The organism is Saprospiraceae bacterium (genome assembly GCA_026129545.1).
Classification (GTDB): Bacteria; Bacteroidota; Bacteroidia; order Chitinophagales; family Saprospiraceae; genus M3007.
In genome coordinates this window covers 1,812,681-1,824,944 of record JAHCHX010000001.1, presented here as the reverse complement: position 1 = coordinate 1,824,944, position 12,264 = coordinate 1,812,681, and the positions used below count along the sequence as shown (strand labels likewise).

The window sequence follows — 12,264 nt, the reverse complement described above, 5'->3', positions numbered from 1 at the left end:
AAAAAAAATGAAACTGCTACTTATTGGAATGGGGCCGGGCATAGGCCTGGCATTGGCAAGGCGTTTTGGGCGCGAGGGCTTTGAAATCCTGATGGTGGCCCGCAATGAGCAAAAACTCAAGGATTTCGAGGCGCAATTGGCTGCCGAAAACATCCGTGCGAAGGGGTATCCCGTTGACATCGCGGCAGAAGATTCATACATTCGTATGCTCGAGAAACTGGCTGCCGAACATTCGGATATCGAAGTGTTGCACTACAACCCCAGTGCTTTCAACCCTGCTCTTCCCTCTCAGATTTCGCTCCCTGTTTTTCTCAACGATTTTAAAATCAACGTGATGGGCGCTTTATCGGCAGCACAAGCGGTATTTCCCCATATGAAATCTCGCGGGCGCGGCACCCTGTTTTTCACGGGTGGCGGCACTGCATTGAAGGCTCCGCCTGCCATGGCTTCGTTGGGCATTGGAAAAGCCGGGCTGCGCAGTTTGGTATTCTCGCTCGCGCAAGAGTGCAAGCCGCTTGGCATCCATGTCGCCACACTCACCATCTGTGGCGCGGTAGAGCCTGGCACGAGGTTCGACCCCGATTTGATTGCAGGAGAGTTTTGGCGCATTTACGCCCAACCCAAAGAACAGTGGGAGACCGAAGTCGTATTGCAATGAGGCGATAGTCACGGTTTGGCCGCCGCGAACCCATTGTAGCCCTTTATTAACGACTGATACAGGAGCTTGCCTTGCACCGCATAACCCAGTTTGGAAAAATGCACAGAGTCTGACGACATCAGGCCGTTCGATTTCCATTGCTGGGCGGAGTTCTCGCCGCCTGCAAAATGGTGCAAGTCCCAGAGCGCGTAGCCCTTTTCGCGGGCCAGTTTGCGAATAGCTTCGCTCACGGAAGGCATATTGGGGTTGAAACTCTTGCCACCACGCAAGTAGGAGTCGGCGGGTGTGGTGAGCATGACGAGGGCATTGGGAGAGTGTTCGTGTATTTTCTCGATGAGGTTCTGAATGTTTCGGGTAAAATACTTGGGGTCTATTTTGCCCTGTGCCTCGTTGGTGCCGAGGGAGATTATGACGAGGTCAGGGGCGAGTTCGGACAGTTGGCGGGTGAAATGCTTGGCACGCACAAAGTCGTTGAACTTGGCCCCATTGACACCGACAGAGTGATAAACCACGCCTGAGAGTTCGTTTTCCAGCGCAATCCCATCAAGTGTGAAATAGCTTTGCTGGCTGGTAAGTTTGCGCGTCCGCACGGTGGCTTGGCTCACCGGGCGCTCAAAGTAGTACGACTGCGAATACTGGTCTTCTATGAAGAGTTTTGCCTTTTGTCCCGAAGTCTCGTCAAGCACTTCCACGTTGTATTCGTAGCCTGTTTTATGTTGAAAAACAATGACTTTGGTGAACAACCGCGTCTCTGATGTGGCGGTGTCGCGGAGTTTGAAAGTCAGTTCGGCATTCAGATTGGAAGTCTGAAGCGAAAAGCCTGAAATGCCAAATGGCGATGGCGAGCTCAGGATTCGCTGGCAATTGGAGCCAATCCAGCGTGTGTTGGTCTCCACGAGATAGTCGCGCGGCCCCCAGGCGTTCGCCAGCCGATAAGGAAAAATCAGCCCCCGTCCCGCGTCGCCGAAGGCATTTTGCAGGCGTGCGCGCACCTCGCGAGTCAGGTAGTTGCCGAGGATGTGCGAGTCGCCGATATGCACGATGCTGATTTTTTTCCCGCCACGCACCCGTTGCTCGTAGAGTTTTTGAAACAGCGGGTCGAGGTAGCCCACGTTTTCAATTTGATTTTCATCCTGCCGCAAAAAAGCATAATCCACAGTATCAACCATCTCGATTTCGACCTGCGGTGGGCGAAATTGGGACTGGCATTGACTGACAAAAAAAGTCAGAAAAGCAAGGCTGGCCACAAGGCGCATGACGGTGGTGTGGGGTAGGAGGGGGAGTAAAGAGAAACGCATGGTATATGTCTTGCCGAATTATTCTTGATACGGTTTTTGCGCTGCCAAAATCCCCCGAAAAATTGGAAATGACAAATGCCAGTTCCTGACAGGCTGATGCAAGGCGCTCATATTTTGGGCTTGCCCGCTCTCCATGCTGCCTGCTCTTCCACGAACAACTTGGCAAACAGATGCCCCATCACCCTCCCGCCCTCATGTGTCAGGTGCGTGTAGTCGGTATTGGCATAGCGCGGTTTGTGATGCGCCATCTCGATGATGGAGCCGGGGCCGCCCATGCCCCAGTACAAGTCATAGAATAGAAAGCCGTGTTTTCGAGCCAGGTCGCGCTGCATGGCCACAATGGCCGGCACCCCACGCATGGTGACGAGCTCGGTGCCGCTTTTACCCGCTCGGTCGCCCACGCTGACAATTAGAATCGCTTTTCCGGGAAAACACGCTTTCAGGTGCTGAAACGTCCGGTCGAGCTCAGCCTCATACCAGTTGATATTGTTGAGCGAATTGGTCACCGCGTTCAGGCCAACTTGCAGCACAACGAGGTCGTAGTTCTGGCAAGCATCGAATTGGCGAATAAAATCGGGTTTTAGCAGGCGCAACGGCCCACCGCTGTTGCCACGCACCGAAAAATTGTCGAAGTAGATGCCCGGCCCGCTTTCGAGCGATGCGCCGTAAAGAAACAGCCCCGCGGCAGAGTCGGGAAACCGACAAGCAAACCCCGTGGCGCCGGGGTAGTTCGACTCCCAAATCCATTGACCTACCCGGCCCGATGTGGCTTTCAGGAGCTCTGTTTTGGGTGCCTCGCCTTGCTCCTGCCACACAAAAAAACGGTCCTGTTGGGCCGTGTAAAAAAGGCTGAACTCGGTCCATGATTTCGTGTGGCGGAAATAGTCGGAGCCTTCGTAATGAATTTTGGCATCTGCTTCCACGGGGCAATAGGCGTAGCCATTGATGCCGAGCGGCGGGCGGCTTTCTGTCTTTTTCACAATGGAAAAAGTGCTCCATCCCCTGAAACTATGCTTAAAGGTGCGTTTGAATTGAGCCACTTCCGAAGTAATCGGCACGAAACCAACCCCAGCGCCCCCCCAAATGCTTTGCAACGTGTCGCGCAAGTCGCCCACCAAAATATCGCCCTCCACAAACGAATCGCCATACCAGGCAACGCGGACTTTGCGGCCCCATCTGATTGAATCAAGGGCTTCAAAAAAACGCCCCAAGCCTGCTTGTTCAAAGGTATAGTCCTCTATGATTTTCCCAAAGAAAGCCGAGTCCTTCGGCGGCAATGGCCCGACGGAATCGGTTGCCAAAGTATCCAAATCCACCAAAGCGGATGTGTCTTGGGGGGCAAAGGCGGTCGTGTCTGGCGGTGGCGTTTCCTGCTCCGGCAGCATGGCCTCGGCATCGCTGCGGATGTCTGCAAAAATATCCATCTTGCGGAGCGGGAGGCCTCCAATGCTCATGTTATCTGGCAAGAGCGAGAGGCCAGTCAGCAGGAGCAGCACGAGAAGAGCAAGGCTCAGTGTCTGGGAGAGGTAGTTTTTCATGCGGGGCAAAAGTAGGACGGATTTCCAAATCCGCCGCATTGCCATGTAAACGACGGATTTGGGAATCTGGCGTACATTTTTCTTTCAAAAACCAAAATTCGCCCTACACTTGGCCTCGAAAACGAAAGGGCTTTTTTCATGTCAACTTCTACCTCCGAAACTCCCGAACGCGGCCTCATGCAGGTCATTCTCGCCTCCTCGGTAGGTACGCTCATCGAGTGGTACGACTTTTACATTTACGGCGCCATGAGCACCATCATCGCCGGGCAGTTTTTTCCCAAAGAAAACCCGACGGCGGGTTTTTTGGCGACGCTGGCGACGTTCGCCGCAGGCTTCATCGTGCGGCCTTTCGGGGCGCTCGTGTTCGGGCGCTTGGGCGACCTGATTGGGCGAAAATACACGTTCCTGGTCACGCTCTTGCTCATGGGCGGCTCCACGTTTGCCATCGGCCTGATTCCGGGCTACGAGCAAATCGGGATGTGGGCGCCGTTTATCATCCTCGTGCTCAGGCTGTTGCAAGGGCTGGCGCTCGGCGGCGAGTACGGCGGCGCGGCGACTTATGTGGCCGAACACGCTCCTTCCGGCAGGCGCGGCTACTATACTTCTTACATCCAAACGACGGCGACGCTGGGCTTTTTCCTCTCGCTCGGCGTGATTTTGCTCGTGCGCAACGCTGTGGGCGTGGAGGCGTTCGACCGTTGGGGCTGGCGCGTACCCTTTCTCGTGTCCATTTTCCTGATTGGCATTTCGGTCTATATCCGGCTGCGCATGGCTGAATCTCCTTTGTTTGCAAAAATCAAAAAGGAAGGGAAAATCTCGAAAAACCCCTTGAAGGAGTCGTTTGCCAAAAAAGAAAATTTGAAAATGGTGCTGCTCGCCCTATTCGGCGCGGTGATGGGGCAAGGCGTGGTGTGGTACACGGGGCAGTTTTACGCGCAAACTTTTATCGAACGCACGCTCGGCGTGGAGTTCGAGCAGACGCGCTACTTGCTCTGCATCGCTATTTTGGCGGCCACGCCGTTTTTCCTCGTGTTCGGCGCGTGGTCGGACCGAATCGGGCGCAAGCCCATCATGCTCGCCGGGATGTTGCTGGCGGTGCTGACCTACCGACCGATTTACAAGGCGATGCACGGCCTGACGGAGACCGATGTTGCAAAAACGAGCCGGGTTGAATCCTTCAACGCATCGTTGCTCCCAAGCGGCGATTCTTTGACTGTCAAAACCTTGTGGGAAGAAAACCCGAATGGCACGGTCATAAAAATGGCGGCGAAGCAGACGGTTTTTGCCGATAAAACTTTGCAAGCCAAAACTGAAACGTCCCGCACGGTGTGGCTTTCCTCGTCGGCTTTTTGGTGGATGACCTTCTTGGTTTTTCTACAAATCCTCTACGTCACGATGGTTTATGGCCCCATCGCGGCCTTCTTGGTGGAGTTGTTCCCGACGCGCATTCGCTACACGTCCATGTCGCTGCCGTACCATATCGGCAATGGCATCTTCGGCGGCCTCACGCCCTACATTGCCACGCGATTGGTGACGGAGAGCAAGAACTTTACCCCCGACGGCAACACCGACCCCTATTTCGGGCTGTGGTACCCGATTGCGATTGCGGCGGTTTGTTTTGTGATAGGTTTGCTTTATTTGCCAACTCGAAATCAAGTTGATGAGGGTTGATGAGGGTTGATGAGGGTTGATGAGGGTTGATGAAGGTTTATGAGGGTTGATGAGGGTTGATAACGTAGAGTGCTTCTCGATTTATCAACCTTCATCAACCTTCATCAACCTTCATCAACCCTCATCAACCCTCATCAACCCTCATCAACCCTCATCAACCCTCATAAACCTTCATCAACCCTCATCAACCCTCATCAACCTTCATCAACCCTCATCAACCTTCATAAACCCTCATCAACCCTCATCAACCTTCATAAACCCTCATCAACCCTTATCAACCCTTTTGATTATGAACACCTTGAAAAAAACAGCCGGTTTTCTCTGGATTACGCTCGCTGCCGCGACGGTCGTCTTCATGCTCTATCGCGCCAACCTTGAAATCGGCCACGCCGTCGCCTCCGGCAAGCCCGACGAAATCTTGAATCAGCGAATGTTCTGGTTCATCGTCATCCCGATTTTCACGCCGATTATGGCGGGGCTGGCGCTGTTCGGGTGGTATGCCTGGAGGGGGGAGTATGGCGGCATGGAACGATAAAACCCGTATTTTTGTACTCTTAAAAAAATTTGAGCCATGCCAGTTTTAAACTACGAAGTCTCCGCCGATGAGTTGAACGATGACTTTGTTCAAGCGATAAAAACCCTCTTCAAAGGCAAGAAAGTGCGCATTTCCGTTCGAGAAGGCGTGGGTTCCTCTGGTTCGTCTTCGATATGGGATGTCATCGAGCGGAATGAAAAATCCCCTTATACCTATCAATTCAGCGCCGAAGAATTTTCATCAATGGTGAAAGAAGTGTCGTCCAACGAAAACTACGATTTAGAGGCCGCTTTTGAGCGGCACAAAATCTTAAAAGCCGATGCGAAAACTACAAATTGAACCCGAAGCATGGGAGCATTTGCGCCATTGCTTCGCAATGACAGGCGAATGCTCGACCGCGTTATGCGTCTGATTGACGAATGTCAACGCGACCCCTTCGGCGGAATTGGCAAGCCAGAACTACTAAAAGGTGACAAAAGCGGCTTCTGGTCGCGGCGAATTGACCATGAACATCGTTTGGTTTACAAAGTCACCGATGAATTTGTGATTGTTCACGCAGCGTTGGGGCATTACGACGATTAAGACAATTCTCTCCTTTCCCACTCCACTTTTTTGGCTTTAATTCGCCCCGACTTCCGCAGTCGGAAAGATTTTTGTTTGTCTTTCCAAAAATCAATTTTTTTGTTCTCAAAACTTCTTGCCGTGACTTTACAAATAAAGACCCTTGACCAATACCGTGAAGTTTACGCCCGCTCCGTCGCCGACCCAGAAGGTTTTTGGGCTGAACAAGCCGCCACTTTTCAGTGGAAAAAACCGTGGAAAAAAGTCTTGAAATGGAATTTTCAAAAAGCCGAAACCAAGTGGTTTTTGGGCGGAAAACTCAATATCACCGAAAACTGCCTCGACCGGCACTTGGCCACTCGCGCCAAACAAACCGCCCTCATCTGGGAGCCGAACGACCCGAAAGCAAAGCCGCGCAAACTGACTTACAAACAGTTGTACCAGCAAGTCTGCCAGTTTGCCAATGCCTTGAAAGCGCAGGGCGTGAAAAAAGGCGACCGTATTTGCATCTATATGCCGATGACGCCTGAACTGATGTTCGCCGTGCTCGCCTGCGCTCGCATCGGGGCGATTCATTCGGTCGTGTTTGCGGGCTTCAGCGCCGTCTCGCTCGCCGACCGCATCAAAGATTCCGAATGTTCCGTCGTCATCACTTCCGACTACAATGCACGCGGCGCGAAGAACATACCCGTCAAAGCCATTGTGGACGAGGCGCTTGCGCTCGGTTGCGACTCCGTGCGCAGGGTCATTGTGCATAAAAACACAGGCGAAAAAGTGGATTGGACGGAAGGCCGCGACACTTGGTGGCACGATGCCATCGCCGGAAAACGCAAATCCTGCAAAGCCCAAACGATGGACGCGGAAGACCCGCTTTTTATCCTCTACACTTCCGGCTCCACAGGCAAGCCCAAAGGCGTGGTGCACACTTGTGGCGGCTACATGGTTTACACCGAATACACTTTCCGCAACGTGTTCCAATACCAAGACGGTGACGTTTATTGGTGCACCGCCGACGTGGGCTGGATAACCGGCCATTCCTATATTATCTATGGCCCGCTGCTCGCTGGGGCTACCACATTGATGTTCGAGGGCATCCCGACCTACCCCGACGCGGGGCGCTTCTGGGATGTCGTGCAGCGCCACAAAGTCAACATCTTTTACACCGCGCCGACGGCGATTCGGGCGCTCATGGCGGCAGGCGATGATTTTGTCAAAAACCGCCGGATGCCCTCGCTCCGCGTGCTCGGCACGGTGGGCGAGCCAATCAACGACGAGGCTTGGCATTGGTACCACGAGAAAATCGGCAAAAAACGCTGCCCCATCGTGGACACTTGGTGGCAAACGGAGACGGGCGGCATGATGATTTCGCCACTCGCGGGCATCACGCCGACGAAGCCATGCTACGCCACCTTGCCCCTGCCCGGCATCCAACCTTGCCTTGTGGATGCGAACGGGAAAGAATTGGAGGGCAATGATGTGGAAGGGCTGCTTTGCATCAAATTCCCGTGGCCGGGCATCATCCGCACCACTTGGGGCGACCACGAACGCTGCCGACAAAACTATTTTGCCACGTTCAAAAACAAATACTTCACCGGCGACGGCGCGCGCCGCGACCACGACGGCTACTACCGCATCATCGGGCGCGTGGACGATGTCATCAATGTGAGCGGCCACCGCATCGGCACGGCGGAAGTGGAAGACGCGATTAACAACCACGACAACATCGTGGAATCGGCGGTAGTGGGCTACCCGCACGACATCAAGGGGCAGGGCATCTACGCCTACGTCATCACTAATCACCCCGTGGAACCAGAAGACCTGAACCAATTCAGGAAAGAGGTGCTGGAAGTGGTGACAAAGGAAATCGGCCCCATCGCCAAGCCCGACAAGATTCAAATCGTGCCGGGGCTGCCAAAGACCCGTTCGGGGAAAATCATGCGGCGCATCTTGCGGAAAATCGCAGAGGGAGAGACCTCCAATCTGGGCGATATTTCCACTTTGCTGAACCCGGAGGTGGTGGAGGAGATTAAAGTTGGGGCAACTAAAATTTGAACAAAAACGGCTACTTTTGTAAAAAAAAATAAGGCAATGACACTCACCATTCCTGATGAATTGCTTGGTGCAAAAATGACAGAAGAGGAACTACGCCTTGAAATAGCAATTGCCATGTATGCTGCCAACAAAATGTCTTTTGGCAAGGCACGCAAACTGGCGGGATTGGATTGGTTTCGTTTTCGGCAAATACTCGCCGAACGAAATGTCCCCGTGCACTATGGCATCGAGCAGTTTGAAGAAGATTTACGCACCATTGAAAATATGCCCGCCTGATGATTGTGGTTAGCGATACCTCGCCCCTTTCTGCCTTGTTTTTGGTGGGGCAATTGGATTTGTTGCCTGCTCTTTTCAAAAAAGTCATTGTGCCTACAAAAGTGATGTCGGAATTGCAGTTGCTGGAAACCGATTTCAGGCATAATCTTTTCGTTCTGAAAAACGCTTCTTGGTTAGAGGTCGCCGTAGTGCAAAACGTTGCTCATGTCAATCTGCTGCGTGCCTTTTTGGATGATGGGGAATCCGAAGCCATAGCACTGGCTAAGGAAATCGGAGCAGATTATTTGTTGATTGACGAGATAGAAGGCAGGGAGGCCGCGCTTGCTGAAGGACTCAAAATCATTGGGCTGTTGGGTGTGTTCATGCGAGCGAAGAATGCCGGGTTGATAACTCTTTTACGCCCAATTCTGGATGACCTGCGAATTAAAGCGAACTTCTACATCCACGATAGTCCTTATCGTCAAGTATTGCAGCAATCGGGAGAATGAAGTACTCGAAATCATGCGGCGCATCTTGCGGAAAATCGCAGAGGGAGAGACCTCCAATCTGGGCGATATTTCCACTTTGCTGAACCCGGAGGTGGTGGAGGAGATTAAAGTTGGGGCGACTAAAATTTGAACAAAAACGGCTACTTTTGTAAAAAAAACAACCATGTCTGCACTCAATCCTGCTCAACGAGAAATTCTGCAATTGCTCGCACGCCCAATGTCGGAGCGCGATTTGGCAGAACTGAAAGCCATCATCATCGAGTTTCTTGCCAAAAAAACAGTAGCAGAAGCAGACAAAGCCTTTGACGAAAGGGGCTATTCGCAAGCGGATATCGAATCTTGGAAACAGGGACATAAGCGGGTGAAAACATCCTCAACTCGCTGAAATGCCTAAATTCGTTATTGACACCAACGTTTGGGTGATGTCGCTGACTTCTCGCTCGAAGTACCACCCGATTTATCTCGCGCTCGTGGCGCAAAAATTTGAACTGGCAGTGAATCACGACATTCTGCTTGAATATGAGGAAATTATCACAGAAAAATATGGCGAGCGCACTGCACAGAATTTCATTGATTTGTTGCATATTCTGCCGAATGTCCACTTTGTTCAATCCTACTTTCAGTGGCGCTTGATAGCAGCCGATGAGGACGACGACAAGTATGTGGACACTTGCATTGCCTATGGCGCAGATATGCTGGTTTCGGAAGACGGGCATTTCGACATATTGGAACAAATTCCTTTTCCAAAAGTGACGCGGATTCGGATTGACGAGTTTTTGGCACTTGTCAAGTCGCTCTAACCCGTTCGGGGAAAATCATGCGCCGCATCTTGCGGAAAATCGCCGAAGGAGAGACCTCCAATCTGAGCGATATTTCCACTTTGCTGAACCCGGAGGTGGTGGAGGAAATCAAGAACGGAGTGGCGCGTCTGAGCAAAATCCTTGTTGAAGGATGCCCAGAAAAGGGAATTGCGCTAAAAAAAGTGGCGCACCGAATTGCTTCTGGGTACGCCACAAATCTCAAAAAAAAGAGGAAATTCAATTGGCCAAAGCATCTGCCTTTTTGCCCTTAGGTGGATGCCCGTTTTTCCATGTCTTGCCAGCGCCCTCTTCTGCTGGTTCATAGGTCACAAAGTCTGACTCGCCAATGTTGTAGCGTTCGTGGAAGCCTTTAAGCGTCACATCAATATCCATGTTGGGGGCTTTCACGTTGCAGAAATCCTTGATGATTTCCAACACGTCGAAATCAATGTAAGCCGTGTCAGTGGCATCTATCAGCACCCGCGATTTTTCTGGCAAGTGTTCGAGTGTTTGTTTGATGCTGGCTTTGTTGAGGAAGGAAACTTCTTGCGACAGTTTGATGTGAATCAAATCGCCATCCTGATATTTTTCCTTTCGGAAATAGTAGGAGTTTTTCATATTGCCGCGCAAAATGGCAAACGCGCTGGCTGCCAAGCCGATACCCACGCCGGTGAGCAAATCGGTGAACACCACCGCCACCACCGTGATGATGAATGGCCACCACTGGTATTTCCCGTTGTTCCACATTTCTTTGAAAATAGAAATTTTGGCGAGTTTGTATCCTGTTAAGATGAGTACCGCTGCCAAAGCAGACAAGGGGATAAGATTGAGAAGGCTGGGTATTAAAGCAAGGCAGATGAGCAAAAACATCCCGTGCAGGATGGCAGCCATTTTGGTGCGAGCACCTGCGTTGACGTTGGCTGAGCTACGCACTATGACAGAGGTGATGGGCAAGCCACCAATAAGGCCCGACAGCAAATTGCCTACGCCTTGTGCTTTCAGTTCTTTGTTGGGATTTGTGCTGCGTTTGTAGGGGTCTATGTTGTCCACAGCCTCTATGCACAGCAAGGTTTCGATGGATGCAATCACGCAGATGGTGAAGGCGGCTGTGTAAACTTTTGGGTTGGACAACTGGCTAAAGTCAGGTAAGGTGAATTGCCCCAAAAAGGCCCCCATGTTTTCCGGCACTGGAATGCTGACGAGATGCTCTGACATGATGACCCAAGAGCCGCCCCAAGTTTTGAACAACTCGTTGAGGAGCACGCTGGCTATCACGGCTATCAAGGCACCGGGCACAAAACCCGTCCGCTTTTTGATGACAGGTTTTTCCCAAAGCAACAAAATGCCAATGGCCACAAGCGATACCAATGTGGCGCCCGGATGAATGTAATGCGTCACGGTCTGCCATATGGAGGTGAAGGTGTTGCTGCCGTTGTTTTCAAAAAAGGATAGATGCCCCTCGGCGGTTTTGTCGTAGCCCAGCGCGTGTGGTATCTGTTTCAAAATAATGATGACACCAATGGCTGTGAGCATACCCTTAATGACACTAGAGGGGAAAAAATCGGCGATGGAACCTGCGCGGGCAAATCCCAGCACCAGTTGCAACGCCCCTGCCAGCATCACGGCCAGCAAAAATGTCTCGAAAGCGCCGAGCTGCTGAATGGCAACCAGAACAACCGCTGTGAGTCCCGCTGCCGGCCCGCTCACGCTCGTGTGCGAATTGCTCAGCATCCCGATGACGATGCCACCCACAAAGCCGGCGATCATGCCTGAAAAAAGTGGGGCGCCCGATGCCAGAGCGATGCCGAGGCACAATGGAAGCGCTATGAGGAACACAACCAAGCCTGCTGGCAAATCTTGTTTCAGGTGTGCGAAAAGGTTAGTCTTTTGCATGGAATTAAATGTTTTGTTCAGCCCGTCCATAGAGAGGGATGAGGAGAGTTGTTGTGAAAAATAGATGGGTCAGCCGGGAGCGCGACAATTCGCCGTCAGGCGTTTGCGCGAGTTTTAGGTGCTGGAAACAATAACACGTCGGAGATACAGCCGGGTAGCGGAAAAGTCAGGATTGATGCACGACAAGGGCGACCATAGGGAACGGAGGTCGTCGTCCCTTACAAAGGGGAAAGGTTGGGAGGGGGTGAAAAAATCGGGATGAAAGCCAGATGCCTGACCTTGTCATCCTTGATGAGATGTGCGACGGAGGCCTCCACTTCGCAAGAGACAGAGAACCACTGTTGTAGGCGCTCTTTGTGGGAGGTGCTTTTTACCTCCTCCTCGAAAAAAGAATATGCGTTTTGGCTGCTGTTGTCGTCTTGCTCCTCGTCTCCGCTGTCTTGCATGACAAGCGTCTGTTGCGCAAAAGGGAAGACCAGTCGCGCAACATCATT

At 52.1% G+C, this 12,264-nt stretch carries 15 protein-coding genes; 11 read left to right on the top strand and 4 right to left on the bottom strand.

Going from position 1 to position 12,264, the window contains the following annotated elements:
• Window positions 1-7 precede the first annotated feature (7 nt).
• Entirely contained in the window at window positions 8-658 is a 651-nt protein-coding gene (locus KIS77_06995) for an SDR family NAD(P)-dependent oxidoreductase (protein MCW5922068.1), read from the top strand.
• Between the two features lie 8 nt (window positions 659-666).
• On the opposite strand, the gene KIS77_06990 is transcribed toward KIS77_06995, so the two are convergent.
• Both KIS77_06990 and KIS77_06985 read right to left on the bottom strand, forming a co-directional pair.
• Window positions 667-1,956, bottom strand: a complete 1,290-nt coding sequence (locus KIS77_06990; protein MCW5922067.1) for a hypothetical protein — start codon at window positions 1,954-1,956, stop codon at window positions 667-669.
• Between the two features lie 107 nt (window positions 1,957-2,063).
• Window positions 2,064-3,494: a hypothetical protein gene (locus tag KIS77_06985; protein ID MCW5922066.1), complete on the bottom strand. Its 1,431-nt coding sequence runs from the start codon at window positions 3,492-3,494 to the stop codon at window positions 2,064-2,066.
• 138 nt (window positions 3,495-3,632) lie between these two features.
• Here KIS77_06985 and KIS77_06980 point away from each other — a divergent pair, with 138 nt between their 5' ends.
• The 10 genes from KIS77_06980 (at window position 3,633) to KIS77_06935 (ending at window position 10,149) form a co-directional block, all read left to right on the top strand.
• Entirely contained in the window at window positions 3,633-5,165 is a 1,533-nt protein-coding gene (locus tag KIS77_06980) for an MHS family MFS transporter (protein ID MCW5922065.1), read from the top strand.
• A 289-nt stretch (window positions 5,166-5,454) separates the two neighbouring features.
• Window positions 5,455-5,700 (top strand): hypothetical protein, encoded by a 246-nt coding sequence (locus KIS77_06975; GenBank protein MCW5922064.1) that lies wholly within the window; start codon window positions 5,455-5,457, stop codon window positions 5,698-5,700.
• A 36-nt stretch (window positions 5,701-5,736) separates the two neighbouring features.
• The gene (locus KIS77_06970; protein MCW5922063.1) at window positions 5,737-6,039 is read left to right on the top strand and encodes a hypothetical protein; all 303 of its coding nucleotides are present in this window, start codon (window positions 5,737-5,739) and stop codon (window positions 6,037-6,039) included.
• Window positions 6,040-6,048: 9 nt separating this feature from the next.
• A complete protein-coding gene (locus tag KIS77_06965; GenBank protein MCW5922062.1) occupies window positions 6,049-6,282 on the top strand; it encodes a Txe/YoeB family addiction module toxin in 234 nt (77 codons plus the stop codon).
• Between the two features lie 99 nt (window positions 6,283-6,381).
• Window positions 6,382-8,313 (top strand): acetate--CoA ligase, encoded by a 1,932-nt coding sequence (acs, locus tag KIS77_06960; protein ID MCW5922061.1) that lies wholly within the window; start codon window positions 6,382-6,384, stop codon window positions 8,311-8,313.
• Window positions 8,314-8,349: 36 nt separating this feature from the next.
• Window positions 8,350-8,589: a UPF0175 family protein gene (locus KIS77_06955; protein MCW5922060.1), complete on the top strand. Its 240-nt coding sequence runs from the start codon at window positions 8,350-8,352 to the stop codon at window positions 8,587-8,589.
• Window positions 8,590-8,651: 62 nt separating this feature from the next.
• On the top strand, window positions 8,652-9,077 hold the full coding sequence (locus KIS77_06950; GenBank protein MCW5922059.1) for a DUF3368 domain-containing protein: 426 nt from the start codon (window positions 8,652-8,654) through the stop codon (window positions 9,075-9,077).
• Window positions 9,078-9,240: 163 nt separating this feature from the next.
• Window positions 9,241-9,462, top strand: a complete 222-nt coding sequence (locus KIS77_06945) for a hypothetical protein (GenBank protein ID MCW5922058.1) — start codon at window positions 9,241-9,243, stop codon at window positions 9,460-9,462.
• A 1-nt stretch (window position 9,463) separates the two neighbouring features.
• A complete protein-coding gene (locus tag KIS77_06940) occupies window positions 9,464-9,877 on the top strand; it encodes a putative toxin-antitoxin system toxin component, PIN family (GenBank protein MCW5922057.1) in 414 nt (137 codons plus the stop codon).
• Between the two features lie 17 nt (window positions 9,878-9,894).
• Window positions 9,895-10,149: a hypothetical protein gene (locus KIS77_06935; protein MCW5922056.1), complete on the top strand. Its 255-nt coding sequence runs from the start codon at window positions 9,895-9,897 to the stop codon at window positions 10,147-10,149.
• Here KIS77_06935 and KIS77_06930 read toward each other — a convergent pair.
• Together KIS77_06930 and KIS77_06925 are read right to left on the bottom strand one after the other, a co-directional pair.
• Window positions 10,115-11,770: a SulP family inorganic anion transporter gene (locus KIS77_06930; protein ID MCW5922055.1), complete on the bottom strand. Its 1,656-nt coding sequence runs from the start codon at window positions 11,768-11,770 to the stop codon at window positions 10,115-10,117. The genes KIS77_06935 and KIS77_06930 overlap by 35 nt on opposite strands.
• Window positions 11,771-11,988: 218 nt before the next feature.
• Complete coding sequence (locus KIS77_06925; protein ID MCW5922054.1) at window positions 11,989-12,216, bottom strand: hypothetical protein; 228 nt, start codon at window positions 12,214-12,216, stop codon at window positions 11,989-11,991.
• Between the last annotated feature and the right edge of the window lie 48 nt (window positions 12,217-12,264).

Bases quoted from the DNA above. Each gene is read 5' to 3' on its own strand.
- KIS77_06975 (MCW5922064.1), top strand. From the start codon at position 5,455: ATGAACACCTTGAAAAAAACAGCCGGTTTTCTCTGGATTACGCTCGCT.
- KIS77_06925 (MCW5922054.1), bottom strand. From the start codon at position 12,216: ATGCAAGACAGCGGAGACGAGGAGCAAGACGACAACAGCAGCCAAAAC.
- KIS77_06935 (MCW5922056.1), top strand. From the start codon at position 9,895: ATGCGCCGCATCTTGCGGAAAATCGCCGAAGGAGAGACCTCCAATCTG.
- KIS77_06970 (MCW5922063.1), top strand. From the start codon at position 5,737: ATGCCAGTTTTAAACTACGAAGTCTCCGCCGATGAGTTGAACGATGAC.
- KIS77_06980 (MCW5922065.1), top strand. From the start codon at position 3,633: ATGTCAACTTCTACCTCCGAAACTCCCGAACGCGGCCTCATGCAGGTC.
- KIS77_06955 (MCW5922060.1), top strand. From the start codon at position 8,350: ATGACACTCACCATTCCTGATGAATTGCTTGGTGCAAAAATGACAGAA.
- KIS77_06985 (MCW5922066.1), bottom strand. From the start codon at position 3,494: ATGAAAAACTACCTCTCCCAGACACTGAGCCTTGCTCTTCTCGTGCTG.
- KIS77_06995 (MCW5922068.1), top strand. From the start codon at position 8: ATGAAACTGCTACTTATTGGAATGGGGCCGGGCATAGGCCTGGCATTG.
- KIS77_06965 (MCW5922062.1), top strand. From the start codon at position 6,049: ATGGGAGCATTTGCGCCATTGCTTCGCAATGACAGGCGAATGCTCGAC.
- KIS77_06990 (MCW5922067.1), bottom strand. From the start codon at position 1,956: ATGCGTTTCTCTTTACTCCCCCTCCTACCCCACACCACCGTCATGCGC.
- KIS77_06945 (MCW5922058.1), top strand. From the start codon at position 9,241: ATGTCTGCACTCAATCCTGCTCAACGAGAAATTCTGCAATTGCTCGCA.
- KIS77_06940 (MCW5922057.1), top strand. From the start codon at position 9,464: ATGCCTAAATTCGTTATTGACACCAACGTTTGGGTGATGTCGCTGACT.
- KIS77_06930 (MCW5922055.1), bottom strand. From the start codon at position 11,770: ATGCAAAAGACTAACCTTTTCGCACACCTGAAACAAGATTTGCCAGCA.